General features: G+C 72.2%; 24 protein-coding genes. 14 read left to right on the top strand and 10 right to left on the bottom strand.

Annotation, left to right across the window (positions count from 1 at the left end; translation table 11 throughout):
* Positions 1-267 precede the first annotated feature (267 nt).
* A complete protein-coding gene (locus ACIBK3_RS38085; protein ID WP_399372647.1) occupies positions 268-888 on the bottom strand; it encodes a uridine kinase in 621 nt (206 codons plus the stop codon).
* Between the two features lie 226 nt (positions 889-1,114).
* Between ACIBK3_RS38085 and ACIBK3_RS38080 the strand changes: the two genes are divergently transcribed.
* From ACIBK3_RS38080 to ACIBK3_RS38070, 3 genes are all read left to right on the top strand, one after another.
* Positions 1,115-2,485, top strand: coding sequence for a peptidase C39 family protein (locus ACIBK3_RS38080; protein ID WP_399372455.1), 1,371 nt, complete (start codon positions 1,115-1,117; stop codon positions 2,483-2,485).
* A 130-nt stretch (positions 2,486-2,615) separates the two neighbouring features.
* A complete protein-coding gene (locus tag ACIBK3_RS38075) occupies positions 2,616-2,756 on the top strand; it encodes an SCO1431 family membrane protein (protein WP_399372454.1) in 141 nt (46 codons plus the stop codon).
* A 63-nt stretch (positions 2,757-2,819) separates the two neighbouring features.
* The gene (locus ACIBK3_RS38070) at positions 2,820-3,482 is read left to right on the top strand and encodes a TetR/AcrR family transcriptional regulator (protein WP_399372452.1); all 663 of its coding nucleotides are present in this window, start codon (positions 2,820-2,822) and stop codon (positions 3,480-3,482) included.
* Between the two features lie 63 nt (positions 3,483-3,545).
* On the opposite strand, the gene ACIBK3_RS38065 is transcribed toward ACIBK3_RS38070, so the two are convergent.
* On the bottom strand, positions 3,546-4,793 hold the full coding sequence (locus tag ACIBK3_RS38065) for a glycoside hydrolase family 18 protein (protein ID WP_399372451.1): 1,248 nt from the start codon (positions 4,791-4,793) through the stop codon (positions 3,546-3,548).
* Between the two features lie 336 nt (positions 4,794-5,129).
* On the opposite strand from ACIBK3_RS38065, the gene ACIBK3_RS38060 reads away from it, so the two are divergent.
* Positions 5,130-6,305: an acyl-CoA dehydrogenase family protein gene (locus tag ACIBK3_RS38060; protein WP_399372449.1), complete on the top strand. Its 1,176-nt coding sequence runs from the start codon at positions 5,130-5,132 to the stop codon at positions 6,303-6,305.
* On the opposite strand, the gene ACIBK3_RS38055 is transcribed toward ACIBK3_RS38060, so the two are convergent.
* A complete protein-coding gene (locus ACIBK3_RS38055; protein WP_399372448.1) occupies positions 6,268-6,528 on the bottom strand; it encodes a hypothetical protein in 261 nt (86 codons plus the stop codon). The genes ACIBK3_RS38060 and ACIBK3_RS38055 overlap by 38 nt on opposite strands.
* 271 nt (positions 6,529-6,799) lie before the next feature.
* Positions 6,800-7,234: a hypothetical protein gene (locus ACIBK3_RS38050; RefSeq protein WP_399372447.1), complete on the bottom strand. Its 435-nt coding sequence runs from the start codon at positions 7,232-7,234 to the stop codon at positions 6,800-6,802.
* 269 nt (positions 7,235-7,503) lie between these two features.
* On the opposite strand from ACIBK3_RS38050, the gene ACIBK3_RS38045 reads away from it, so the two are divergent.
* The 4 genes from ACIBK3_RS38045 (at position 7,504) to fxsA (ending at position 11,598) form a co-directional block, all read left to right on the top strand.
* Entirely contained in the window at positions 7,504-7,944 is a 441-nt protein-coding gene (locus ACIBK3_RS38045; RefSeq protein ID WP_030677853.1) for an Lrp/AsnC family transcriptional regulator, read from the top strand.
* A gap of 47 nt (positions 7,945-7,991) precedes the next feature.
* Positions 7,992-9,593, top strand: coding sequence for an amidohydrolase (locus ACIBK3_RS38040; RefSeq protein ID WP_399372445.1), 1,602 nt, complete (start codon positions 7,992-7,994; stop codon positions 9,591-9,593).
* Between the two features lie 558 nt (positions 9,594-10,151).
* On the top strand, positions 10,152-10,952 hold the full coding sequence (locus tag ACIBK3_RS38035; protein ID WP_399372443.1) for a polyprenol monophosphomannose synthase: 801 nt from the start codon (positions 10,152-10,154) through the stop codon (positions 10,950-10,952).
* A gap of 82 nt (positions 10,953-11,034) precedes the next feature.
* Complete coding sequence (gene fxsA / locus ACIBK3_RS38030) at positions 11,035-11,598, top strand: FxsA family membrane protein (protein ID WP_399372441.1); 564 nt, start codon at positions 11,035-11,037, stop codon at positions 11,596-11,598.
* A 287-nt stretch (positions 11,599-11,885) separates the two neighbouring features.
* Here fxsA and ACIBK3_RS38025 read toward each other — a convergent pair whose 3' ends face one another.
* The 4 genes from ACIBK3_RS38025 to ACIBK3_RS38010 form a co-directional block, all read right to left on the bottom strand.
* Positions 11,886-12,260, bottom strand: a complete 375-nt coding sequence (locus ACIBK3_RS38025) for an RNA polymerase-binding protein RbpA (protein ID WP_003977404.1) — start codon at positions 12,258-12,260, stop codon at positions 11,886-11,888.
* 266 nt (positions 12,261-12,526) lie between these two features.
* A complete protein-coding gene (locus ACIBK3_RS38020) occupies positions 12,527-13,894 on the bottom strand; it encodes an MFS transporter (RefSeq protein WP_399372439.1) in 1,368 nt (455 codons plus the stop codon).
* Positions 13,895-13,957: 63 nt separating this feature from the next.
* Positions 13,958-14,725: a glycerophosphodiester phosphodiesterase gene (locus ACIBK3_RS38015; protein ID WP_399372437.1), complete on the bottom strand. Its 768-nt coding sequence runs from the start codon at positions 14,723-14,725 to the stop codon at positions 13,958-13,960.
* On the bottom strand, positions 14,722-15,381 hold the full coding sequence (locus tag ACIBK3_RS38010) for a YitT family protein (RefSeq protein WP_399372435.1): 660 nt from the start codon (positions 15,379-15,381) through the stop codon (positions 14,722-14,724). Before ACIBK3_RS38010 ends, ACIBK3_RS38015 begins: the two co-directional genes overlap by 4 nt.
* 98 nt (positions 15,382-15,479) lie before the next feature.
* Between ACIBK3_RS38010 and ACIBK3_RS38005 the strand changes: the two genes are divergently transcribed.
* Positions 15,480-16,985 (top strand): PLP-dependent aminotransferase family protein, encoded by a 1,506-nt coding sequence (locus ACIBK3_RS38005; RefSeq protein ID WP_399372434.1) that lies wholly within the window; start codon positions 15,480-15,482, stop codon positions 16,983-16,985.
* A gap of 220 nt (positions 16,986-17,205) precedes the next feature.
* Here the strand turns inward: ACIBK3_RS38005 and ACIBK3_RS38000 are convergent, their stop codons facing one another.
* Positions 17,206-18,933, bottom strand: a complete 1,728-nt coding sequence (locus ACIBK3_RS38000; RefSeq protein WP_399372433.1) for a hypothetical protein — start codon at positions 18,931-18,933, stop codon at positions 17,206-17,208.
* 34 nt (positions 18,934-18,967) lie between these two features.
* A complete protein-coding gene (locus tag ACIBK3_RS37995) occupies positions 18,968-19,162 on the bottom strand; it encodes a hypothetical protein (RefSeq protein WP_388351916.1) in 195 nt (64 codons plus the stop codon).
* Between the two features lie 261 nt (positions 19,163-19,423).
* On the opposite strand from ACIBK3_RS37995, the gene ACIBK3_RS37990 reads away from it, so the two are divergent.
* From ACIBK3_RS37990 to ACIBK3_RS37970, 5 genes are all read left to right on the top strand, one after another.
* Positions 19,424-19,816 carry an ankyrin repeat domain-containing protein gene (locus tag ACIBK3_RS37990; RefSeq protein ID WP_399372431.1) on the top strand — a complete coding sequence of 131 codons (393 nt, stop codon included), beginning with the start codon at positions 19,424-19,426 and terminating at the stop codon, positions 19,814-19,816.
* 300 nt (positions 19,817-20,116) lie between these two features.
* Positions 20,117-21,535: a HEAT repeat domain-containing protein gene (locus ACIBK3_RS37985; RefSeq protein ID WP_399372430.1), complete on the top strand. Its 1,419-nt coding sequence runs from the start codon at positions 20,117-20,119 to the stop codon at positions 21,533-21,535.
* A gap of 233 nt (positions 21,536-21,768) precedes the next feature.
* Positions 21,769-22,902 (top strand): glycosyltransferase family 4 protein, encoded by a 1,134-nt coding sequence (locus tag ACIBK3_RS37980; protein ID WP_399372428.1) that lies wholly within the window; start codon positions 21,769-21,771, stop codon positions 22,900-22,902.
* Positions 22,899-24,077, top strand: a complete 1,179-nt coding sequence (locus tag ACIBK3_RS37975; RefSeq protein ID WP_399372427.1) for a glycosyltransferase — start codon at positions 22,899-22,901, stop codon at positions 24,075-24,077. Before ACIBK3_RS37980 ends, ACIBK3_RS37975 begins: the two co-directional genes overlap by 4 nt.
* Positions 24,074-24,925 (top strand): SGNH/GDSL hydrolase family protein, encoded by an 852-nt coding sequence (locus ACIBK3_RS37970; protein WP_399372425.1) that lies wholly within the window; start codon positions 24,074-24,076, stop codon positions 24,923-24,925. The genes ACIBK3_RS37975 and ACIBK3_RS37970 overlap by 4 nt, the downstream gene beginning before the upstream one ends.
* Positions 24,926-24,929 lie beyond the last annotated feature (4 nt).

Below are 24,929 nucleotides of genomic sequence, written 5' to 3'. Positions count from 1 at the left end.
AGGGTGCCGCACGGGCCGTTTGTCGAGGTGGGAGCAGATGCGCGCATTCCGTGCGGTGACCGAGGGTGAGCGAATCAGCTCGCAGGGACGCCTGAAAAGTACCTTCAGGGCAGAACGAAGCCCCCGATCACGGGGGAACAACCGGGGGCTTCGCGTCTGTGGGCGGCGCCGAATGGCCGCACATTGAGAACGTAAGTCCTGTACGGCCCCTCGGTCAAGCCGAGTTGAAGTACTCAGGCAACTTGTTCGGCAAGGCCCTTCACGGGTTCAGCACACTGCGGACGATCCGTCACCGTGCGTGATGGAGTGGTCCGGTCCAACCGCCCCGGCAGGCCCACGAAGCAGCTCATATCCCTTCTCGCACTGGCGCACGAGAAGGTCGGCGAAGGGCCGGGAAGGATCCTCGCTGAAGTGCTGTTGTTCCGCCCGTACCCATCCGGCCCAGAACTCCCGCTGTTCTTTCCCGTCCCGGGCCCGCCCACGCGCCCACGCCTCCTCGCGCGGCATGTCCATCCACAGCAGTTGGGCCAGGTACGGGCGCAGTGCGCGGCGGCCGGCGCCGACTCCCTCGACGAGGACCACCGGGGCGGCCGGCAGCGGGTGGGGCGGTCCGAAGCGGCGGGCGTTCCAGTCGTAGGGGGCGTAGTGCGCGGTCTCGCCGCGGCTCAGCGGGGCGATCACCTGGGTCCGCAGTCGGTCCGTCCAGGCGAACAACTCCGCGTGGCTGGCGATGTCGTCGAGGCGCAGCACCGGCGCACCGGCGAGCGCGTGGGCCAACTGCCCGGCGAACGTGGACTTTCCGGAGCCGGCGTGCCCGTCGATCCCGATCAGACGGACCGGACCGCAGGACGGGGGCAGGCGGCGCAGCCGGGTGGCGAGTTCGTGGATGGCGGTTCCTGGGTCGGTGCGGGAGGCGGACGGGGGCGCTGATCGCCAGGCTACGCGGCCTCCCCGGCTGATCGTCGGCACCGGTCGGCGTGCCAGTGGACAAGACCCATATTGGTGGGCGCGACGCGGGCCGAAGTGCTGGCAGGGGCATGCCCCCTGCTCCATAGTGGGCGCACCACCGTGCACTGGATCCGCCCGACTCGGACACCCGGGGGTCATCCCGCCCATGATCAGACCAGAACAGCCGTCCCGCAGAGCCGTCCTGTCCGCCGCGGTCGCCGCCGCTTTAGCCGGCAGCGCGGGCCCGGCGGCCGCCGAGTCCGCGGCCGACCCCGCCGGCCCGGCCGCCCCCGCGCAGGCTCCGGCCCGCCCTGTCGACAACCGCGCCTGGATCACGTACGCCGACTGGCACGGCGGCACCGCCCACGGCACCCGTGCCGTCGCGGGAGCCCGCCCGGGCCTGGTGGTCGCCGCCCCCGCGGGCACCGCCGACTACACCGACCCGCACACCGGCACGACCGCCGCCTGGGAGTACGGGACCTGGACGTCCTCCGTGCACGCCCTCGCCGTCCCCGCCACCGAGGTGGTCGCGTCCTGGAACGCGCACACCCCGGCCGGCACCTGGCTCCAGGTGGAACTGAAGGGGACGTACTCCGACGGTACGGACACCCCCTGGTACGTGATGGGCCGCTGGGCGGCCGGTGACCAGGACATCAAGAGGACCTCGGTCGACGGCCAGAGCGACGGCAGAAGCAGCGTCTGGACGGACACGTTCGCGATCGACGCCCCGGCCGGCGGCCTGCGTCTGTCCTCGTACCGTCTCCGGCTCACCCTCTACCGCAAGCCCGGCACGAAAGCCACGCCCACCGTCTGGCGGCTCGGCGCGATGGGCTCCGACGTCCCCGACCGCTTCACCGTCCCGGCCTCCACGCCGGGCGCGGCCGGGGAACTGATCGTCCCGCGCTACTCGCAGGAGATCCACAAGGGTCAGTACCCGGAGTACGACAACGGCGGCGAGGCCTGGTGCAGTCCCACCTCCTCCCAGATGATCATCGAGTACTGGGGCGGCCGGCTCACCGCCGGGCAACTGGCGTGGGTCGACCCGTCGTACGCCGACCCGCAGGTCTGCCACGCGGCTCGCTTCACCTACGACCACCAGTACGCCGGCTGCGGCAACTGGCCCTTCAACGTCGCCTACGCCGCCACCTTCAAGGACCTCCAGGGTGTGGTCACCCGGCTCGGTTCCCTCACCGACCTGGAGACGCTGATCGCGGCCGGCATCCCGGCCATAACGTCCCAGTCGTTCCTCAAGGAGGAGCTCACCGGGGCGGGGTACGGCACCGCCGGGCACCTGATGACCGTCATCGGGTTCACGGGGGACGGCGATGTGATCGCCAACGACCCGGCCTCGCCCGCCGACGAGGCGGTACGGCGCGTCTACCAGCGGCGCGAGTGGGAGAACATCTGGCTCAGGACCAAGCGGTACAACGCCTCCGGCAAGGTCGTCTCCGGCACCGGCGGCGTCTGCTACCTGTACTTCCCATCCCGTCCGACCGCACGCCAGCGCGCGGCGCTCGCGGCGGTGGGCGTGCGCTGACGAGTCCGTACAGGGCCCCGGAGAACCGGGGCCCTGTGACCGACATCTCGGCCGCGCCGGCCGCCGACGGTGGCAAGGTGGACAGAACTCCGGGGGGAGTCCACCGCACAGCCGAGCCCAGCGAGAGACCATGACCTCAGCAGCAGCCACCGCCGCCCGCGCCCGTACCGGCGGCCCCCGGGAAGACGGCCCGAAGATCGTCGAGCATGTCCTGGGATGGACCCTCGTCGTGGTGATCGCGATGCTCGTCACCCAGCTCGGCCTGCTGTGAGCTGACCCATACCGACCTGCCATACTGCGGGTGTCCCGCCGCCCGTCGAGACCAGGGTCGAAATTGAATATGAGTCAACAGCGCGACGCCGTCCGCCCGCAGGCGCGCGGCACCGAGCGCTCCGTCGCACGCCGTGCCGAACTCATCACCATCGGGCGGAAGCTGTTCGCCGACACGTCGTACGACGCGCTCTCCATGGACGACATCGCCCGCCAGGCGCATGTCGCCAAGGGGCTGATCTACTACTACTTCCAGTCCAAGCGCGGCTACTACCTGGCGATCATCCAGGACTCCGTCGCCGACCTGGTCACCTACGCGGCGAGCGGCCTCGAACTGGAGCCGGTGGACCGCGTCCACCGCACCATCGACAGCTATCTGCGCTACGCCGAGCACAACCAGGCCGCGTACCGCACGATCGTCAGCGGCGGCGTCGGCTTCGACACCGAGGTGCACGCGATCCGGGACGGTGTGCGCGAGGCGATCGTCGCGACCATCGCGGAAGGGGCGTACGGCCGCAGCGACATCGCCCCGTTGCCCCGCATGGGCCTGCTGGCCTGGCTGTGCAGTGTGGAGGGTGCCGCCCTCGACTGGATCGACCGCCCCCAGCTGTCCCGCGCGACGATGTGCGAACTGCTGGTGAAGACGCTCGGCGGTGCGATGCGCGCGATCGAGGAGCTGGACCCCGCCTACCCGGCCCCGGAACCGGCCCGCCGGGACGACGCCTGACGCCGGACAGACCCGTGGGGCGGAGGCCCGTGGTCCTCCGCCCCGAGTCCCCCGTGGCATCGGTCAGTCGATCGCCTTGATCAGCTCACCGTCCGCGGTGTCCCCGCTCAGCTCCCAGAAGAACGTGCCGCCCAGGCCCTGCGCCTCCTTGTACTTCATCTTGCCCTTGATCGTCTTCGGGGTGTCGTAACTCCACCAGTCGCTGCCGCACTTGGCGTAGGCGGTGCCGCCCACGGTCCCGGTCGGCGGGCAGGTGGTCTTCAGCACCTTGTAGTCCTCGCTGCCGGCCTCGTACGTGCCCGCCGCCGGGCCGGTGGCCGTGCCGCCCGGCTCCGTCTGCGTGACGCCGGTCCAGCCGCGCCCGTAGAAGCCGATGCCGAGCAGCAGCTTCGAGGACGGGATGCCCAGGCTCCTGAGCTTGGCGATGGTGGCGGCGGTGTCGTAGCCCTCCTTCGGAATGCCCGGATAGGACGTCAGCGGGGAGTTCGGCGCCGTCGGGCCGGTGGCGTCCCAGGCGCCGAAGTAGTCGTACGTCATGGGGTTGTACCAGTCGACGTACCGTGCCGCGCTCCCGTAGTCCGCCGCGTCGATCTTGCCGCCGCTCGTGGCGTCGGCCGTGATCGCCGCGGTGATCAACTCACGCTTGCCGAACTTGGCGCGCAGCGCGGCCATCACGTCCCTGAAACCTTCCCGCCCGCTGGTGTCGCAGGTCAGGCCGCAGTCGTTGGGGTACTCCCAGTCGATGTCGATGCCGTCGAAGACGTCCGCCCACTTCGAGTTCTCGACCAGGTCGTAGCAGGACTGGGCGAAGGCCGCCGGGTCCTTGGCCGCCTCGCCGAACCCGCCCGACCAGCTCCAGCCGCCGAACGACCAGAGGACCTTGAGGTGGGGATGGAGCTTCTTCAGCTTGCGCAGCTGGTTGAAGTTGCCGCTCAGCGGCTGGTCCGCGGTGTCGGCGACACCGTCCACGGACTGCTCGGCGGTGAACGGCTTGTCGGTGTCGGCCCAGGAGTCGCCGAGGGCGCACTTGCCGTCGGTGACGTTCCCGAAGGCGTAGTTGATGTGGGTGAGCTTGTCGGCGGAGCCGGACGTCTCGATGTTCTTGACGTAGTACTGCCGGCCGTAGATGCCCCAGTCGGTGAAGTAGCCGACCACCTTCGAGCCGGCCGCGCCGGCCGAAGGGGTCGCGACGGTGTCGGCGGTGGCGGTGGCGGTGCCCGCACCGGCGAGCAGGGCGGCGCCCAGTGCGGCGCAGCACGAGGCGGACAGCAGGGCCCGGAAACGGGCGCGGGAGTGGAGCGGGGTGTGCATCGGGTGTCTCCTCGCGGGGGACAGGGAGGGGATCGCACGCCGATTGGCATGAACGCGGGGAAGCGTTGAGGCGAAACGCTAAGAGGACTAGACCAATACGTCAATGGTTCGTACCAATTTCCCCAGAGGTGAGCGTGGCGGAATTTCTTGAAGTGAGCGGTCGTTAACCGGTGACGGGGTGCGTCCGATCGGGCATACTCACAGCGCACAGCCGCTGGTCAGCAGCTTCCGCGACCCGGGAGTGCGAGCATCGGCCGGCACCCAGTGAGACCCGGCGGCGCCGCCCCCACCCGAAGGGCCCGTCCGCCCGCGCCCGACAGGGAGGAGAGCGTCGCCATGCCCGACCGCGCCCCGCAGCCGGTGGACCGGCAACTGCCCACGGACGAGGCCCGGGATCTGATCTCGCTCGTCCGCGACATCGCGCAGCACGAGATCGCCCCGAAGGCGGCCGAGGAGGAGGACACCGGACGCTTTCCGCGCGAGGTCTTCACCCTGCTCTCCGCATCCGGCCTGCTCGGCCTGCCGTACGACTCCGAATACGGCGGCGGCGACCAGCCGTACGAGGTCTACCTCCAGGTCCTCGAAGAACTCGCCGCGGCCCGCCTCACCGTCGGCCTCGGCGTGAGCGTGCACACCCTCGCCTCCTACGCTCTCGCCGCCTACGGCAGCAAGGAACAGCAGGTCGAGCACCTGCCCGCGATGCTCGGCGGCGGTCTGCTGGGCGCGTACTGCCTGTCCGAGCCCTCCTCGGGATCGGACGCGGCCTCACTGCGCACGAAGGCCGTGCGGGACGGTGGGGGAGAGTGGGTGATCACCGGGACCAAGGCCTGGATCACACACGGCGGGGTCGCCGACTTCTACACGGTCATGGCACGTACCGGCGAGGAGGGCCCGCGCGGGATCACCGCGTTCCTGGTGCCGGGCGACGCGGAGGGGCTGAGCGCGGCGCCGCCCGAGAAGAAGATGGGCATGAAGGGTTCGCCGACCGCCCAGGTCCACTTCGACGGGGTGCGGGTGTCCGACGACCGGCGCATCGGCGACGAGGGCCAGGGCTTCGCGATCGCCCTGGCCGCACTCGACTCCGGGCGGCTCGGCATCGCGGCCTGCGCGATCGGCCTGGCCCAGGCGGCGCTGGACGAGGCGGTGGCGTACGCGACCGGACGGCGGCAGTTCGGGCGGCCGATCGCGGACTTCCAGGGGTTGCGCTTCATGCTCGCCGACATGGCGACCCAGATCGAGGCCGGGCGGGCGCTGTACCTGTCGGCGGCGCGGCTGCGGGACGCGGGACGGCCGTTCGCCAAGCAGGCGGCCATGGCCAAACTGCACTGCACCGACTCCGCGATGCGGGTGACCACCGACGCCGTCCAGGTCCTCGGCGGGTACGGCTACACCGCCGACTTCCCGGCCGAGCGGTACATGCGCGAGGCCAAGATGCTGCAGATCGTCGAGGGCACCAACCAGATCCAGCGGATGGTCATCGCCCGTCACCTAGCGGGTCCCGAGACCCGCTGAACTGCCCCGCCGTCACCTGGGGCGCCGCCAGCCGGACCCACTCCGGGTCGTGGCGCCCCGGCAGGGTGCGACCGCGGTCGGCCCAGGTGCGCAGCAGATCGCGGTAGATGGGCGGGTCCTGAACCGGCGGCGGAGGCGGAACCGATTCGCCGTGTCCCCGGGACACGGGGGCGGGAACGAAGAGCCGGCGTTGACGCCCGGTCGCTGAAGAGGTGGGGGTCATACCAGGGCAACGCGGATCCCGGCGCACAGGTCACCGGTCGCCGGAATCGGGCGTGCGTTCACGGACGTCCGGACCGGGTGGCGGGTCGGGGCAGATCACGGTGCCGGGTGTCCGGGTCGGGGTGCCGGGTCGGACGGATCGGGGCGCCGGTCGGCTTTCGGTCTCCTCGGCCAGGCGCCCGTCAGGACACCGCTCAAGGCACACCGAACCGCGCCACGGCGGCTGCGAGCCGTGGCGCGGACCGGTCACGGGGTGGGAGCGAGGGCGTCGCTCAGGCGGCGTGGCGCCGCATCACGGGCACCCGGATCGGGCGCGAGCCCGGGCCGCCGACGTGTGAGAAGGGCTGCTTGCGCCAGTCGAGGCCCTGAGGGAGCGTCAACAGGAGGGCCGTGTCCTGCTCCTGGGGCTCCACCGACTCGTCCGCCGGCTTGGCGTCGGACGCCCGGCGGCCCGTGCCGGCGCAGACCGTCAGCCCGAACGGGTTCCACGGCGAGGCGCACAGCGCGTGCTCCGGCAGGATCTCCTCGTCCGCCAGCAGGGCGATGGGCTGCGCGCAGTCCGGGCAGATCACCCGGTACATCTCGAAGGTGTCGTAGGCGTCGAGTTCGTCGCCGAGAGCGTCGGGATCGACGCCCTCCGGCTCGGGCTCGATCATCAACTGCGGCCGCTTGGACGCGGTACGACCAGGGCGCTTAAGACTCTGCATTGGTTTCTCCCCCTCGGGCTGGGCCGTGAAAGGCGCTGCGGCCTCGACCACAGCAAGCACTTCCCGTCCCGTCTTGGCGGTAATCACGAGAGCATCACGGAGCCTGTTCGGGGGGTGTGGTGTTCGTCACATGCCGCCCGCAGGTGCCCGGGGCGTTCGTTTTGTCCACCGAGAGCCTCACGGACCGCTCTCGGCCACATCACGAACCGGGTATGACCTGCGCCGCTCAGGTATCCGAGGAGATCAGCGGCACTGTAGGTTCTTGCGCCATGGAGGAGCTCGACCGGCAAATCGTGCAGCTGCTCGTCAAGGACGGGCGGATGAGCTACACAGACCTGGGCAAGGCCACCGGTCTGTCCACGTCGGCCGTGCACCAGCGGGTGCGCCGGCTGGAACAGCGGGGCGTGATCCGCGGGTACGCCGCGGTCGTGGACCCGGAGGCCGTCGGGCTGCCGATGACCGCGTTCATCTCGGTGAAACCGTTCGACCCCAGCGCCCCCGACGACATCGCGGAACGCCTCGCCGGCGTCCCCGAGATCGAGGCCTGCCACAGTGTCGCCGGCGACGAGAACTACATCCTCAAGGTGCGCGTGGCCACCCCGCACGAACTCGAGGAACTGCTGGCGCGCCTGCGCTCGCTGGCGGGGGTGTCGACACGGACGACCGTCGTGCTGTCGACGCCCTACGAGGCACGGCCGCCGCGGATCTGACCGACCTGCGTTCGGGGCCGCCGAGCTGAGGCGCGAGACTGTTCCCCATGAGTGAGCGCACCCTCGAAGCGAAGACCGTCCTCCTGCGTCGCGGCGAGGTCCACAGCCCCGCCGACCCGTTCGCGACCGCGATGGTCGTGGAGCGAGGACACATCGCCTGGGTCGGTTCGGAGGGCGCCGCCGACGCCTTCGCGGACGGCGTCGACGAGGTGGTCGACCTCGACGGCGCCCTCGTCACCCCCGCGTTCACCGACGCCCACGTCCACACCACCGCCACCGGCCTCGCCCGCACCGGCCTCGATCTGTCCGGTGCCTCCTCCCTGGACGCGGCCCTCGCGCTCGTACGGGACTTCGCGACCGCCCGCACGGCCGACCGGGTCCTGCTCGGCCACGGCTGGGACGCTTCCCGCTGGCCGGACGGCCGCCCCCCGACGCGCGCCGAGCTCGACGCGGCGACCGGCGGCCGTCCCCTCTACCTCAGCCGGATCGACGTCCATTCGGCGGTCGTCACGACCGCCCTTCTCGACATGACCCCCGGTATCGGCACGGTGGACGGTCCGCTCACCGCCGACGACCATCACGCCGTACGCGCCACCGCCTTCGCCGCCGTCACACCGCGGCAGCGCACCGAGGCCCAGCGCACGGCCCTCGCCCACGCCGCCTCCCTGGGCATCGGAACCGTTCACGAGTGCGCAGGGCCGGACATCTCCTCCGAGGACGACTTCACCGGGCTGCTGAGGCTCGCTGCCCAGGAGGCCGGTCCCCGGGTCGTCGGCTACTGGGCCGAGCGCGACATCGACAAGGCGCGGGAACTCGGCGCGATCGGCGCGGCCGGTGATCTGTTCGTCGACGGCTCCCTCGGCTCGCACACCGCCTGTGTGCACGAGCCGTACACCGACGCCGGCCACACCGGCACCGCCTACCTGGACGCGGCGGCCGTGGCCGCCCACGTCGTCGCGTGCACCGAGGCGGGCCTCCAGGCGGGTTTCCACGCCATCGGGGACGCCGCCGTGACCGCCGTCGTCGAGGGCGTCCGCGCCGCCGCGGAGAAGGTCGGCCTCGCCCGCGTACGTGCTGCCCGGCACCGCGTCGAGCACGCCGAGATGCTCACGCCGGAGACGATCGCCGCCTTCGCCGAACTGGGCCTCACCGCCTCCGTCCAGCCCGCCTTCGACGCGCTGTGGGGCGGCGACGACGGCATGTACGCCCAGCGGCTGGGCGCCGAACGGGCCCGCACCCTGAATCCCTTCGCGGCGCTGCTGCGGGCCGGCGTCCCGCTTGCCTTCGGCTCGGACAGCCCGGTCACGCCCCTGGACCCGTGGGGCACGGTCCGCGCGGCCGCCTTCCACCGCACACCCGGGCACCGCGTCTCCGTGCGCGCCGCGTTCACCGCCCACACGCGGGGCGGCTGGCGGGCCGTCGGGCGGGACGACGCGGGGGTCCTGGTGCCGGGCGCGCCCGCGGACTACGCCGTGTGGCGCACCGACGAACTGGTCGTCCAGGCTCCGGACGACCGGGTGGCCCGCTGGTCGACCGACCCCCGGTCCGGCACCCCCGGTCTGCCGGACCTGACCCCGGGCCGTGACCTCCCGCTCTGTCTGCGCACCGTGGTCGGCGGCCGGACGGTGTTCGTGCGGCCGGGCGAGTGATCTCCAGGAGCGGCGCACCCCCGATCGGCCGCCGACGCGCCGAGGGGCAACCTGCGTCTGCACCGCGCTGACCTGGGCATTGACAGAAGACCCGCAGGTCGAACGGCTGTTGACAGCCGACGGCAGCGGGCCGGTAGGTTCGGCCGAGTCCACCACCGGACGCCCGACCTCAGAACGTCCGCGCACGCGTCGTGGCGCCGCTGGGTCAGGGACGGTGTGCCGCACCGGGGCACCGCCACTGGGAACCAGGCTCAGCGCCCGCGCCACGGCGAGGGAATGTTCCGGCCGGTCGGGGAGGTGTGACCCGGGTGGGGCCCGGGCGCTCAGTAGACAACGGCTTTCGGTCGACCCGCAGCCAGCGGGTCCCAGGTCGGCCCGAAGGGCGCCGGGCCCCCATCCGCAGCACGCACAGCCCCCGTTCCGGCACACAGCGCACACAAAAGACGATCTCTTACCCCGCTTTTGTGGAAACGACACCACCATACGAACGTCCTGTCACGTCATCGCAGGCGGCGGCCACTAAGGTGGACCTCCGCGGACGGACATGGAGGGGCAGCAGTGAACGACGGTGACGGGGCCTTCGTGGCGAAGGACCGGGGGAGAGAGTTCGGCCCGCTCGGAACGGTCTTGGTGATCATCCCGACCTACAACGAGGCCGAGAACATCAAGAGGATCGTCGGCCGGGTGCGCAAGGCGGTCCCTGAGGCGCACGTGCTGGTGGCCGACGACAACAGCCCGGACGGCACCGGCAAGTTCGCCGACGAACTGGCCGCCGCCGACGACCACGTCCAGGTCCTGCACCGCAAAGGCAAGGAAGGCCTCGGCGCCGCCTACCTCGCGGGCTTCCGCTGGGGCCTGGACAACGGGTACGGCGTCCTCGTCGAGATGGATGCCGACGGTTCCCACCAGCCCGAGGAACTGCCCCGTCTGCTGACCGCCCTCAAGGGTGCCGACCTGGTCCTCGGCTCCCGCTGGGTGCCGGGAGGCCGGGTCGTGAACTGGCCCAAGTCCCGCGAGTACATCTCCCGCGGCGGCAGCCTCTACTCCCGCCTCGCCCTGGACCTGCCGCTGCGCGACATCACCGGCGGCTACCGCGCCTTCCGCCGCGAGACCCTGGAAGGCCTCGGCCTCGACCAGGTCGCCTCCCAGGGGTACTGCTTCCAGGTCGACCTGGCCCGCCGCGCGGTCAAGGCCGGTTACCACGTCGTCGAGGTCCCGATCACCTTCGTCGAGCGGGAACTCGGCGACTCCAAGATGAGCCGGGACATCCTGGTGGAGGCCCTGTGGCGGGTCACCACCTGGGGTGTGGGGGAGCGGGTCGGCAAGATCGTGGGCCGGACGAAGCCCTCCGGGTCGTAGCACTGCCACTGGCCCATGACCCACGGCCGCGGCTGATCGTCCCCTTATCCCGTGCTGAGCCGGTACCGGGCACACTGGACGCATGACGACTGGCGCTTCGACCTCCCCGTACCCCGCCCGGCCCCGGCGCTCCCGGCTGCGCACGTTCCTGCCCCTGGGTGTCGCCGCCTGGCTCGTGCTGGAGATCTGGCTGCTGAGCGTGGTGGCCGGCGCGGCGAGCGGGTTCGCGGTGTTCCTGCTGCTGGTCGCCGGATTCGTGCTCGGCTCGGTGGTCATCAAGCGGGCGGGCCGGCGCGCTTTCCAGAACCTGAACGAGGCGCTCCAGCGTGGCGGGGCCCCCTCGGACTCGTCGAGCGGCGGCGGCAACGGCCTGATGATGCTGGGCGGCCTGCTGCTGATGATCCCCGGCCTGATCTCGGACGCGGTGGGTCTGCTTCTGCTGGTCCCGCCGGTCCAGAAGGCCCTCAGCCGCTATGCCGAGCGCACCGTCGAGCGTAAGCTCCGCGAGGCCGCCCCGGGGCCGCTGGGTGACGCCTTCCAGCAGGCCCGTATGCGCCGGCCCGACGGCAAGGTGGTCCAGGGCGAGGTCATCCGGGACGAGCCGGGCGACGCCCACCAGGACCCGCGCCCGCCGCTGACGCGCTGACCGGACCCGGACCCGGCGCGCTGACCCTGGCCCCGGGCGCGGGGCGGCCACGCGCACGGGCGCACGCGTCCACACGTCCGGGATGAACGGCGTACAACGTCCGGGCTGTTACGTGTAGACAGGCCCGGATGGACGCGTACAGACGTCCGGGGCGCACGCGTCGGCGCGGCCGGGGTGCACCGTCCGCACAAGAAAGACCGCGGGCGCCGTACGTGGAGTACGGCGCCCGCGGTCTTTCGTGCGCGCATTGTGTTGCGTGCGTTGTGTCGCGCCCAACCCGTGGAGGGTTACGCCGACTTTCGGCTGTCCCTCGGATGAACAGCGATGTTCATCGCGCCGGAGCGCAGAACGGCCAGGCGCTCCTCGAGGACCTCTTCGAGTTCCTCGCGGGTGCGCCGCTCCATCAGCATGTCCCAGTGCGTACGCGCAGGCTTGGCCTTCTTCTCTTCAGGGCCGTCGCCGTCGACCAGGAGTGCCTGGGCCCCGCAGACCTTGCACTCCCACTCCGGCGGAATCTCCGCCTCGACCGAGAAGGGCATCTCGAAACGGTGCCCCTTCTCGCATGCGTACTCCACGGCCTGGCGCGGGGCCAGGTCGATACCGCGGTCCGTCTCGTAGCTGGTCACCACGAGGCGCGTGCCGCGAAGAGCTCGCTCACTCATGAATCGTGCCTCCCGGGCTTGTCGCCCACAGGACAGGTGTCGCTGTCGTCGTCATCCGGTCAACGTCCGGTCGGCGGTAAAGATTCCCGTTCCGGGTCCCGTCCCGGGCAACGCGTCGCCGTCGTAGCCGCCCCTTGTTGTACCCACCAGCGCCCGGTTTGTCACATCTGCTAGCAGATGTGACCCAGCGTTCGGCATCTTTGACGCGCAGTAACGGTACGCCTGGCAGGCCAAACGCGTACACTACAGCGCTTTCGTGCTGAACGCTAAATCCTCTCGGGTACCGGGTTGCCCGCGTCGGTGATCGCCTGCCGTACCTGGACCCGGGCGAGCAGCGCGAATCCGATGACGAAGAAGGCCACCAGCGAGAGGATCGCGTCCCGGTAACTGCCTGTGAGCTGGTAGGTGAGCCCGAACAGGAGGGGCCCGAGCCAGCTCATGCCACGGTCGCTCATCTCGTACGCCGAGAAGTACTCGGCCTCCTTGCCGGGCGGGACCAGATGCGAGAACAGGGACCGGGACAGCGCCTGGCTGCCGCCGAGCACGAGCCCGATTCCGGCAGCCAGGACGAAGAACCACACCGGAGCCCCGGCCGGAAGGAAATAACCGGCGGCCAGGGTCACCGTCCAGGCCACCAGCGAGCCGAGGATCGTGCGCTTGGCGCCGTAGGCCCGGGCCAGCCGGCCCATGCCCAGGGCTCCTGCCACGGCGAGCACCTGGACCAGCAGGACCGCGACGATGAGCGTCGACTGCCCGAGACCGAGTTCCTCGGAGCCGTAGACCGACGCCTGGGAGATCACGGTCTGGATGCCGTCGTTGTAGACGAGATAGGCCAGCAGGAAGGCGAGGGTCAGCGGGTGCCGGCGCATGCCGCGCACGGTCGCGGCGAGCTGCCGGAAGCCGGGAGCCGTGGGCTCACCCGTGGAGCCACCGCTCGTCCTCTGCTCGGAGCGGCGGTCGCGCAGGCGTCGTAGGGGGACGAGCGCGAACGCGCCCCACCACAGGCCGGCGGAGGCCAGACAGATACGGACCGCCGCGCTCTCCGAGAGGCCGAAGGACTCGTGGCCGGTGTAGAGGACGAGGTTCGCGATCAGCACCAGGGAGCCCGCCGCGTAGCCGAAGGCCCAGCCCCGGGAGGAGACCGCGTCGCGCTCCTCGGGCGGCGCGATCTGCGGCAGATAGGAGTTGTAGAGCATCATCGCCACCGACTGGGCCGCGTTCGCCACCACCAGCAGGAGGCCGCCGAGCAGATAGCGGTCGCCGTCGAGGAAGAACATGGCCGTCGTGGCGGCGGCCCCGGTGTAGGCGGCCGCCGCGAGGAGGGGCTTCTTGCGGCCGGTGCGGTCGGCTGCCGCGCCCACCAGGGGCATCATCAGCACGGCCACGATCACCGACAGGGACACCGAGTACGCGAAGAACGACCCGGTGCGCACCGGGATCCCCAGAGGATGGACGAAGCCTTCCGCGTCCGCCGCCTTCTCGGCGACCGACGTCAGATACGGGCCCAGGAACACGGTGAGCACGCTCGTCGAGTAGACCGAGCACGCCCAGTCGTAGAAGTACCAGCCGCGCTGTTCACGCAGTCGCTCGCCGGCCGGGCCGGCCGTCTCCGTCCGCACGGTGTCGGTGCCCACCCGTGCCCCTCGCTTCCCCGTGAAGGTCCCCGCGCGAGGGCGGCGGGACGAGCGCCCCGGGTCTCAGACCCAGACGCCCCGGTCCTCCATGACCTTGCGCAGTGTGTCGATGTGATCGGTCATGATGCCATCGACTCCCAGATCCAGAAGCCGGTGCATGCGCTCGGGTTCGTTGACCGTCCACACGTGCACCTGGAGCCCGAGCGCGTGGGCGGTGCGCAGGAAGCGGTGGTCCACCACCTGGATGCCGGACTGCGCCTCAGGTACCTGTGCTGCCACCGCCGACCGGCGTACCCGGGCCGGCATCCCCCAGGAACGCAGCCGCAGTCCGAGCACCCCACGGGTGCCGTACGACGTGGCCAGGCGCGGACCGGCCAGCCGCTGGGCACGGACCACGCGCGCCTCCTCGAAGGAGCCGAGGCAGATCCGGTCCCAGGAGCCGGTGCGCTCGATCAGCTCCAGGAAGGGGAGGAGGGCGGGCTCCGCCTTGACGTCGACGTTCCAGCGGGCGTCGGGAAAGGTCTCCAGGAGCTCCTCGAAGAGGGGGACCGGTTCCTTGCCCGCCACGCGCGCGTGCCGTACGTCCTTCCACGGCAGGTCCGCGATCCGGCCCGCGCCGTCCGTGAGCCGGTCCAGGGTCGCGTCGTGGAACGCGACGAGCCTGCCGTCGACGGTGGCGTGGACGTCGGTCTCCAGGTAGCGGTAGCCCGCCTCGACCGCGCGCCGGAACTGCAGGGCGGTGTTCTCCAGACCGTCGGCCGCTCCACCGCGGTGGGCGAAGGCTATGGGGCCGGGATGGTCGAGGTAGGGATGGCGTATCCGGGGGGTCACGGTCGCAGTATCGCTCCCTGTGGTGGCCCGGCGGCAACGACCGTGCTACTGCCGGATGCCGAGGGGACGGCGAAGACCCGCAGGAAGAGCTGGGCGAGCGGGCCGATCGCCACCGCGTACAGCAGGGTGCCGACGCCGAGGGTGCCGCCCAGGGCGAAGCCGGTCACGACGACCGCCGCCTCCACGGCGGTCCGCATCAGGCGGATCGAGCGGCCGGTGCGCTGATGCAGGCCGGTCATCAGCCCGTCCCGGGGGCCGGGGCCGAAGCGGGCGGTGATGTAGAGGCCGGTGGCCGCGCCGTTGAGCAGGATGCCGCCGAGGAGGAGGGGGATCCGTACGGCGAGGGTGTGCGTTTCAGGGATCAGGGCGAGGGTGCCGTCCATCGCGAGGCCGACCACGAAGACGTTCGAGACCGTGCCCAGTCCGGGGCGCTGGCGCAGCGGGATCCACAGCACCAGCACCACCGCGCCGACGACGATCGAGACGACCCCGATCGACAGGCCGGTGAGTTCGGACAGGCCCTGGTGCAGCACACCCCAGGGCTCCAGGCCCAGTCCCGCCTCCACCAGGAGGGCGGCACTCGCCCCGTACAGCGCGAGACCGGCGTACAGCTGGATCAGTCGTCGCCCGAAGCGGCCCGGGCTGTTCGTGGACAAGAGGTCCCCCAGTGGTGGTAGTGGCCTGACTCGTGACACCCTGAGGTGTGGGTGGAGACATCATCCATGGCCAATTCGGGGAAGGTGGACTGATTTCCATGGCGCAGTGGACCTCGGCGATGGGCGCGGTGCAGCTGGCCCGGCTGCTCAACTCCCAGCAGGACCGCCCGGCCGGCCCTGGCACGCGCCGCCCGCCGGCCTACCGGGCGCTGGCCGACGGCATCCGCCTGCTGGTCCTCGAAGGGCGCGTGCCGGTGGCCGCCCGGCTGCCCGCCGAACGCGAACTGGCGCTGGCCCTGTCCGTCAGCCGTACGACGGTCGCCGCCGCCTATGAGGCGCTGCGCACCGAAGGATTCCTGGAGTCCCGGCGGGGAGCCGGCAGCTGGACGGCGGTACCGGCGGGCAACCCGCTGCCCGCCCGCGGCCTGGAGCCCCTCCCGCCGGAGGCCCTCGGCTCCATGATCGACCTCGGCTGCGCGGCGCTTCCGGCGCCCGAGCCGTGGCTGACCCGCGCCGTGCAAGGGGCCCTTGAGGAGCTGCCGCCGTACGCCCACACCCACGGGGACTATCCGGCGGGGCTGCCCGCCCTGCGCGCGATGATCGCCGAGCGGTACAGCGCGCGCGGGATCCCGACGATGCCCGAGCAGATCATGGTGACGACCGGGGCGATGGGCGCCATCGACGCGATCTGCCATCTGTTCGCGGGGCGGGGTGAACGTATCGCCGTCGAGTCGCCGTCGTACGCCAACATCCTCCAGCTGATGCGGGAGGCGGGTGCCCGGCTCGTGCCCGTCGCCATGGCCGAGGGGCTGACCGGATGGGACATGGACCGCTGGCGTCAGGTGCTGCGGGACGCGGCGCCCCGGCTGGCGTACGTCGTCGCCGACTTCCACAACCCGACCGGCGCGCTCGCCGACGAGGACCAGCGGCGGCGGCTGGTGGAGGCGGCGCGGTCGGCGGGGACGGTGCTGGTCGCCGACGAGACCATGAGTGAACTGTGGCTGGACGAGGAGATCGCGGGGGTGATGCCGCGGCCCGTGTGCGCCTTCGACCCGGCCGGGTCCACGGTGATCACCGTCGGGTCGGCCAGCAAGGCGTTCTGGGCGGGGATGCGGATCGGGTGGGTGCGGGCGGCACCGGACGTCATCCGCAGCCTGGTCGCCGCGCGGGCGTACGCCGATCTGGGCACCCCGGTGCTGGAGCAGCTGGCGGTGAACTGGCTGTTCAGCACGGGGGGCTGGGCGAAGGCCGTGGAGGTGCGGCGGGAGCAGGCGCGGGACAACCGGGACGCGCTGGTGGCGGCGGTACGCAGGGAACTGCCGGCGTGGGAGTTCGAGGTGCCGCAGGGTGGGTTGACGCTGTGGGTGCGGGCGGGCGGGCTGTCCGGGTCGCGGCTCGCGGAGGTGGGGGAGCGGGTCGGGGTACGGGTGCCGTCCGGGCCCCGCTTCGGGGTCGACGGGGCCTTCGAGGGGTATGTGCGGTTGCCGTTCACCGTGGGGGGTGCGGTGGCTGAGGAGGCGGCGGTGCGGTTGGCCGCGGCGGCGCGGCTGGTGGAGAGCGGGGGGTCCGGGGCCGGGGAGGCGCCTCGTACGTTTGTGGCGTGAGCGGGGGCGGGGTTCGTGCGGACGGGGCCGAGGGTGAAACGGGGTTCATGCGGGCGGGTCGGTTCGCCTGCCCGCTCCGGCGGGCTGCCGCCGAGCCCACCCTCCTTCACGCGCCGCTTCGGCTCGGGTGCGGGAGCCTGGTCGCCCCCGCGGCATGACTGCCCCCTCATCGCCCCAGCGGCCCGACTGCCCACAGCTGTGGCGATGGCGGCGATGACGGCTATGAAGTCTCCGCCGCTACTGCTTCGGTCGTTGCCGCCTTCGCCGGAGCCGCTCCCGTCGTGACCGCCTCCGCCGCTACTGCTCCCGTCGTGACCGCCTCCGCCGGAACCGTCTCCACTGGAACCGCCTTGCTCGTCACCGCCCCCGCAGGAGCCGCCTCCGCCGCCACTTCCTCGGCGGCCGTTTTCACTCCGGGCAGGTTCTCCCCGTCCGCCGGTGTCGTCCTGGGGGGCAGGAGCGCCAGGACCGCCTGGCGGTCCGTGTCGCTGGTGGCCTCGTCGTACGGGTCCGGGGCGGACGGGACCTGGAGGCGGTGGACCGGGCCGGTGCCGAGGCGGGCGTAGCCGCGGCCGGGTGGGACGTGGGTGACCGGGGTGGTGGGCGGGCGCATGCCCAGGACCGCCTCCAGTTGCCGGCCGGTGGCCGGGCCGAGCACGACCCGCGCGCGTGTGTGCCGGTGTACCGCGTCGCTGAGGGTGTCCGTGGTGTCGAACTGCTCGGCGACGACCACCGTGACGTTCGCCGCGCGGCCGTGCCGGAGGGGGACCTGGAGCAGGGACTGCGGTTCCTCACGGCCGTCGGCAAGGGCGATGTGGGTGAACGCGCTCGGGCGGTCCAGCAGGAGCCAGAGCGGCCGTCTGGTGTCGTCCGGCGGTGGATCGCCCGCCTGCCGGGCCCGGTTGGCCGCGATCAGGCGCCGCTCCGTCTCCGTCGCCGCCCACTCCAGACTGGCCAGTGCCCCGGCCAGTCCGCACTCGACCGCGAGGACGCCGTCCCGGCCGGTGAGGCAGGCGTACTCACCGGTGCCGCCGCCCTCGACGATCACCACGTCGCCGTACCGCAGGGCCTGGAGGGCGATCGAGCGGAGCAGGGTCGAGGTGCCGCTGCCCGGCTGCCCCACGACCAGCAGATGCGGCTCGGTGGAGCGGATGCCGGTGCGCCAGACGACCGGGGGGACATCGCGCTGCTGCTCACCGTAGGCGAGGGGGAGCCTGCGCTGGACCTCCGAGGGGTCGGTGAAGCCGAGCACCGTCTCGCCGGGGGCGGTGACGAATCGCTGGGCGGCGATGTCGGTGGGCAGCGGGGGCAGGGCGGTGACCGTGAGGTGGTTGCCCTCCTCGTCCCAGGCGAAGCGGTACTCGCGGCCACGACCCGACTTGGCGTGCAGCAACTGCTCGATGCGGGCGCGGGACTCCGCCTCGCCGTCGGTGAAGTACGCCGGGTAGCGGATCACGAGGTGGGTGGTGCGGCCCGTCTCGTCGAACTCGTACGCGGGGAACACCTTCTCCCAGTCGCCGCCGTGCGCGTACAGCGGTGCCGGGTCCTCGGCGGTCGAGAAGTACGGGACGAGGGCCTCGTACAGTGACTGGAGTCGTTGGGTCTGCGACTCGTCGGGGCCCTCCTGCTCCGCCTGCCCGCGGTCCCGGCCCTGCCAGGCTGCCGCCGCCATCAGGGTGATGACGGCGAGCAGCGGGCCGTACGGAACGAGGGCCACCACAAGGATCACCGATGCCACCAGGAACAGCAGCGGCCCGCGCTTGTCCTTGGGAGTGTCGGTCCACCTGCGCCACCCGGCCGATGCCAGCCGCCGCAGCCCGCGGGTGATCGTGATCAGCGGGTGGAGGACGTCGGTGGCGCTGTCGGCCGCCGTCCGGGCCAGCTCCCGGCTCCGGGCGATCTGCGCGCTGCCTGTGCTCAGGATGCGGGGGAGGGGGCGCCGGGCCACTGCTGTCTCCTGATGTGCGTACGGGCGTGGGGCGTCAGAACTTGATTCCGCCGAGGAGGCTCGCCAGGCTCTCGCCGCCGGCCTTGATGCTCGGAGCGATGGCCGTGCTCGCCAGATAGAAGCCGAACAGCACCGAGACCATGGCGTGCGAGGCCTTGAGGCCGTCCTTGCGGAAGAAGAGGAAGACGATGATGCCGAGCAGGACCACGCCTGAGATGGACAGGATCATTTGGGCTCTCCTGGTTCGCGGGGACAGTCACCATGAGTACTTCCAGGATCACAGCATGTATCTATACGATAAAAGGTGCAACTGGGTGAATCAGGGGTGATTTCCCCCGCGTGGTGGAGCCGTCTTGGGCCGGTTGGGCTGGGCTCCTGTGCCCGCCCGGGCCCGCGGTGATCTTTACCTCCGGCGCCGCGGGTCATGTGCGGCCCGAGCCAGTACCCTGGCGATTCACCTGAACGGTTGCATGGAGAGGCGGTCCGGCCGATGAGTGAAGCCCCCGACCCCGAGGTCGTGGAGCTCGCGACCAAGATCTTCGATCTGGCCCGGCGGGGGCAGACCGAGGCGCTCGTGGCGTACGTGGACGCGGGCGTGCCGGCCAACCTGACCAACGACCGCGGCGACTCCCTGGTGATGCTCGCCGCGTACCACGGCCACGCCGAAGCCGTACGCGCCCTGCTCGCCCGGGGCGCCGAGGCCGACCGGATCAACGACCGGGGACAGACCCCGCTCGCCGGGGCCGTCTTCAAGGGCGAGGGAGAAGTGATCGAGGCTCTTCTGGAGGCCGGTGCCGATCCCGCGGCGGGCACGCCGTCGGCCGTCGACACGGCCCGGATGTTCGGCAGGACGCAGTTGCTCGATTTGTTCGGCGCACACTGAAACACCTGCCCTGACCAGGGCAGACACGCAGAACGGGGGAGGCGGTAACGGGCCGCCGAAATTTCGGTCGCGGTGGATGGAACTGCCGAGTCATCATGACCTCGTGATTGACGGACGTGATGGCTGGGCGGATGACGCCGCACCGCGCGGACCGTGACACGGTCCGCATGGGCCACCGACGAGAGGCAGAGGAAGATGGCTTGCAGCAAGCAGGAAACGGCGGGCGCCCCGACGTGTTGTCACGCGGCCAGGTAATGCAGGTCCCCGGTTGCGTCGACGCTTGATGTGAGGCTGTTTCCCATGTTCGATCCGGTCATAGCGCCCAGCGGTACGCTGCTCGGCCTGCTCCAGCGGGGCCGCGGCGACGGCACACTGCACGCGCTCACCGCACCGCGCGCCGAAGCGCTCGCGGCACTGAACCACTGCGTGCTGCACGATCCCCGCCACGACTGGCAGGTGGAGAACCGCTCCCTCTACTACGCCCGTCTCTTCCTCGACCTGAACGGCGAGCTGGACGAGATCGAGGCCCACCTCTTCGACGTCGAGGACGTACTCGACACCGAGGAGTCACGCACCGGGCTGGCCCTCGCGGTCCTCGGCCACCTCGCCTCGTACGGCCGGCGGGACGCGCTCGCGCTGCTGCGCAGGTACGCCGCCGCCGGCTCCAACTGGGCCTGGGCCCTGGACGAACTGGCGCTGCGCGACGACGACGCCGGACTGCGTGCCCTGGCGGCGCCCGTCCTGGCGCGGTTCGCGACCGACGCCGAGGGCGAGGCCGAGCTGGCCGCCGTCGTGCGGGACGCGTTCGAGCCCCGGCCCTGGCGGTTGTGGGCGGACGACCCGCGCGAATCGATCGCCACGCGCGTGCGTGCCGCCCAGGAGACCGGCTGCTTCGACCGCTGGCAACGGCAGATGCGACCGAGCGGGCCCCGCCCGGGGTGGAGCGTTCAGGCCGTCTTCGACTGGGCCCAGCAGGGGATGGAGCGCGGCGCGGCCCGCTATGTGCCGGCCGCCCGCTGTCTGGTGGCCGTCGCCGGACCCGAGGACCGGCCGGAGATCGTCCGGGCCGCCCAGGACGGCACCGACGGTGCCCGCTGTACCGCGCTGCGCTATCTCGCCGACAGCAACGATCCCGAGGCCCTCGACCTGATCGAGGTGGCGGTGATCACCGGTACCGCGGTCGTCGTGGACGCCGCCGTGGACGCTTTCGAACGCATGCGCAGTGTCGCGGCCGTCGAGCGGGCGCGCGGCTGGGCCCGCCGACCCGATCCCCTGGGCGCCGCGGCCGGCCGGATGCTCTCCTGCCGGGGCGGCGCCCAGGACAGCGAACTCGTCCTCGCGGCCCTCCGGGAGGCCGTACGGGGCGAAGGACCCGACGCGCCGACCCTGTGGACCCTCGTCGACGGCACCGGACGGCTCGGCATCGCCTGCGCCGCCCCTGTGCTGCGCCATGTCTACCGCGAGACCGCCTCGTCCCATCTGCGCGGCCGGGCCGCCCGTGCCCTCGCCGCCACCGACCCCTCCTTCGCCACCGGCTTCGCCGTCGAGTGCCTCTGGGACTGCGAGGAGACCACCCGGGAGATCGCCGCCCGGCACGCCGAGACCGGTGACGCCCGGGTCGTCGAGCGTCTGCGACGGCTCGCCGCGGATCCAGCCGAGGAGGCCGAGGTCCAGACCGCCGTCCGCAGCCGGATCGGACCGGACGCGACCGCCATGTGAACGTCGCCCTTTCGGAGACGTCCGACTGTGATCGCATCTGGCTCAGGTGTGCCCTCCCGTGAACGGTCCGGGTACCGGCGCACCCGCTGGGTGAACGCGGGATGACGCGCGGACCGGTCGGGCATGGACGGGGCCTGACCTGCTCGGGTGTGCCGCGCAACGCTCATGGACCGTTCCTCGTCCGGACAGATCCACGTTGACGCGGCCACGTCCAGCTCGGAGACAACACGGGTATGCGTGTCGTCATCGTGACCGAATCCTTTCCCCCCGATGTGAACGGCGTGGCCCACTGCGCGCTCCAGACCGCCCGGCACCTCGTAGATCGCGGTCACTCTCCGCTCGTCGTCGCGCCGGCCACCGCGGCCGGTTCCGGGCCCGGGGCCGACGCCCTGGCGCCCTGCCCTGTCATCCGTGTCCCCTCCCTCCCGCTCCCGGGCTACCCCCAGGTCCGCGTCGCCCTCCCCAGCCGACGCGTGGCCGCGGCGATCGCCGAGCACCGTGCCGACGTCGTCCACCTGGCCAGCCCCTTCATCCTCGGCGTCCGCGGCATGGCCGCCGCCGCCCGGCTCGGCATCCCCGCCGTCGCCGTCTACCAGACCGACCTCGCCGGATACGCCCGCACCTACGTCCACGCGGGCGAGGCGGCCGCCTGGCGCCGTATCCGCTCCGTCCATGCCGCCGCCGATCTCACCCTCGCCCCGTCCGGGCCGGCCCTGCACGACCTGGAGGCGCACGGAGTGCCCCGGGTGAAGCTGTGGGCGCGCGGCGTCGACACCGCCCGTTTCCACCCCGGACTGCGGGACGCGGAGCTGCGCCGCGAACTCGCCCCGAACGGCGAGCTGATCGTCGGCTACGTCGGCCGGCTCGCCCCCGAGAAGCAGGTCGAGCTGCTGTCCGGTGTCTGCGGCCTGGCCGGTGTCCGGGTCGTGGTGGTGGGTGACGGGCCCAGCCGGCCCTCGCTCACCGAAGCCCTGCCGGGCGCCGTCTTCCTCGGCCGCCGCACCGGCGACGAACTGGCCCGGATCTTCGCCTCCCTGGACGTCTTCGTGCACACCGGCCCCTTCGAGACCTTCTGCCAGACCGTGCAGGAGGCCATGGCGAGCGGCGTGCCCGTCGTCGCCCCCGCCGCCGGCGGTCCGCTGGACCTGGTCGCCCACGGGCGCACCGGCCTGCTGGTCCCGCCGCGCGACGCGGACGCCGTACGTGACGCCGTGGGCACCCTCGCGGCCACTCCCGGCCTGCGCACCGAGTTCGGCGCCACCGCGCGCAGGACCGTCGAGGGACGCACCTGGGCGGCCGTCGGCGACCAGCTGATCGGGCACTACGAGAACGTCCTCGCCGCGCGCAGGACGGTGGTGGCCGCATGAGCGCCCTGCGCATAGTGCGGCTGGCCAACTTCGTCGCGCCGGCGTCCGGCGGTCTGCGCACCGCGCTGCGCGAGCTCGGCAAGGGCTTCAAGGCCGCTGGGCACGAGCCGGTGCTGATCGTGCCCGGCGAGCGCGCGAGCGACCGTGAGACCGAGCAGGGGCGGGTGATCACCCTTCCCGGGCCGCTGCTGCCCGGCACCGGCGGCTACCGCGTCCTCACCGACAAGCGGCGCGTGGCCGGCCTGCTGGAGGACCTGGCCCCCGACCGCCTGGAGGTCTCCGACCGTACGACCCTGCGGTGGACCGGCAAGTGGGCGCGACGCGCCCGGGTTCCCGCCGTGATGGTCTCCCACGAGACCGCCGACGGCGTGCTGCGCACCTGGGGCCTGCCGGAGGGCGCGGCCCGGCGTGCCGCCGACGCGCTCAACGTCCGCACGGCGCACACCTACGCGCGCGTGGTGTGCACCACGGAGTTCGCCGAGCGGGAGTTCGTACGGATCGGGGCACGGAACATCGTCCGGGCGCCCCTCGGCGTCGACCTGGTGCAGCGGCACCCCGCGCTGCGCGACCCGGGGCTGCGCGCCCGGCACGCGCGCGGGGACGAGGTGTTGCTGGTGACGTGCACCCGGCTGTCCGTGGAGAAGCGGCCCGGCACCGCGCTGGACGCCCTGGAGGCGCTGCTACGGCGCGGTCGGCGGGCGGTGCTCGTGGTGGCCGGGGACGGACCGCTGCGACCACGGCTCGAACAGCGGGCGAGGGAACGCGGGTTGCCGGTGACCTTCCTCGGACACGTCTCCGACCGCGGGGTGCTGGGCGCGCTCCAGGCGTCCGCCGACGTGTGCCTGGCGCCGGGGCCCGCCGAGACATTCGGGCTCGCGGCGCTGGAGGCGATGGCCTGCGGCACGCCTGTGGTCGTCAGCGCCTCGTCCGCGCTGCCCGAGGTGATCGGCTCCGCCGGAGCCGTCGCGGTGGACCACGGGGGCGCTTTCGCGGACGCCGTGGAACTGCTGCTCGCCCGGCCCGTCGAGGAGCGCCGGGAGACCGCACGCGCGCGTGCGGAGTGCTTCGGCTGGGACACCGCGGTGGCGGCCTTCCTGCACGCGCACGACGCGGTGACCTCCGTGCGGCCTCCCGCGCCCGGGCGCAGGCCCTTCGTGCCCGGGGGCGTGACATGAGACCGCTGCGTCTCGTGGCGCTCGGAGACTCGCTCACCGAAGGGGTGGGCGATCCCGTCGGGGAGGGGTGGCGCGGCTGGGCCGCGCTGCTCGCCGGCGGGATCGCCGAGGGGGACGTGGAGTTCACCAACCTCGCGGTGAGCGGCGCGCAGACGTGTGACGTGCTGGAACGGCAGTTGCCCGGTGCGCTGGCCCGGCGGCCCGACATCGCCTCCGTCGTCATCGGCGTCAACGACACCCTGCGCTGCACCTTCGACATCCAGGCCGTGGCCGCCCGCCTGGACACCGTCTACGCGGCCTTCACCGAGCAGGGCGCCGTCCTGCTCACGGCCTGTCTGCCCGACCCGGGCGCGATGCTGGGGCTGCCGGGTGCCCTGGCGCGTCCGCTGGCCCGGCGGCAGCGGGCGGTCAACGCCGTCGTCCACGCGCTGTCCGGGCGGTACGGGGCCGTGCATCTGCACGCCTGCGAGGATGAGTGGCTCACCGACCGCGCGATGTGGAGCGCGGACCGGCTGCACCCCGGCGAGCGGGGCCACCGGCAGCTGGCGGCACGCTTCCACGCGCTGCTCGCCGAACGGGGCCTCGCGACGGGAGCGGCGCCCTCTCCCGAGCCCGAGTTCCCCGCCCCCACCCGGTCGGCGAGCCTGTGGTGGCTGGCCACCGCCGGCACCGGCTGGGTGGTCCGGCGCTGCACCGATCTGCTGCCGCAGCTCCTGACGCTCGCCGCCGACGAACTGCGGCACCGCGCGCGCGGGACGAGCGCCCGGCTCGACCTGCGGACCTCCGCGGCGGTGTCCGCGGCGCTCGCCGCGCTCTCGGTGGGGGAGCAGCAGCCGGACGCCGCCTGAGGGC

The organism is Streptomyces sp. NPDC050287 (assembly GCF_044459385.1).
Lineage (GTDB): Bacteria > Actinomycetota > Actinomycetes > Streptomycetales > Streptomycetaceae > Streptomyces.
This window is presented reverse-complemented; position numbering and strand designations above follow the sequence as displayed.

Coding starts and splice junctions, on each gene's coding strand:
- ACIBK3_RS38080 (WP_399372455.1), top strand. CDS start 1,115: ATGATCAGACCAGAACAGCCGTCCCGCAGAGCCGTCCTGTCCGCCGCG.
- ACIBK3_RS38075 (WP_399372454.1), top strand. CDS start 2,616: ATGACCTCAGCAGCAGCCACCGCCGCCCGCGCCCGTACCGGCGGCCCC.
- ACIBK3_RS38065 (WP_399372451.1), bottom strand. CDS start 4,793: ATGCACACCCCGCTCCACTCCCGCGCCCGTTTCCGGGCCCTGCTGTCC.
- ACIBK3_RS38060 (WP_399372449.1), top strand. CDS start 5,130: ATGCCCGACCGCGCCCCGCAGCCGGTGGACCGGCAACTGCCCACGGAC.
- ACIBK3_RS38055 (WP_399372448.1), bottom strand. CDS start 6,528: ATGACCCCCACCTCTTCAGCGACCGGGCGTCAACGCCGGCTCTTCGTT.
- ACIBK3_RS38050 (WP_399372447.1), bottom strand. CDS start 7,234: ATGCAGAGTCTTAAGCGCCCTGGTCGTACCGCGTCCAAGCGGCCGCAG.
- ACIBK3_RS38045 (WP_030677853.1), top strand. CDS start 7,504: ATGGAGGAGCTCGACCGGCAAATCGTGCAGCTGCTCGTCAAGGACGGG.
- ACIBK3_RS38040 (WP_399372445.1), top strand. CDS start 7,992: ATGAGTGAGCGCACCCTCGAAGCGAAGACCGTCCTCCTGCGTCGCGGC.
- fxsA (WP_399372441.1), top strand. CDS start 11,035: ATGACGACTGGCGCTTCGACCTCCCCGTACCCCGCCCGGCCCCGGCGC.
- ACIBK3_RS38025 (WP_003977404.1), bottom strand. CDS start 12,260: ATGAGTGAGCGAGCTCTTCGCGGCACGCGCCTCGTGGTGACCAGCTAC.
- ACIBK3_RS38005 (WP_399372434.1), top strand. CDS start 15,480: ATGGCGCAGTGGACCTCGGCGATGGGCGCGGTGCAGCTGGCCCGGCTG.
- ACIBK3_RS37995 (WP_388351916.1), bottom strand. CDS start 19,162: ATGATCCTGTCCATCTCAGGCGTGGTCCTGCTCGGCATCATCGTCTTC.
- ACIBK3_RS37990 (WP_399372431.1), top strand. CDS start 19,424: ATGAGTGAAGCCCCCGACCCCGAGGTCGTGGAGCTCGCGACCAAGATC.
- ACIBK3_RS37985 (WP_399372430.1), top strand. CDS start 20,117: ATGTTCGATCCGGTCATAGCGCCCAGCGGTACGCTGCTCGGCCTGCTC.
- ACIBK3_RS37980 (WP_399372428.1), top strand. CDS start 21,769: ATGCGTGTCGTCATCGTGACCGAATCCTTTCCCCCCGATGTGAACGGC.
- ACIBK3_RS37975 (WP_399372427.1), top strand. CDS start 22,899: ATGAGCGCCCTGCGCATAGTGCGGCTGGCCAACTTCGTCGCGCCGGCG.
- ACIBK3_RS37970 (WP_399372425.1), top strand. CDS start 24,074: ATGAGACCGCTGCGTCTCGTGGCGCTCGGAGACTCGCTCACCGAAGGG.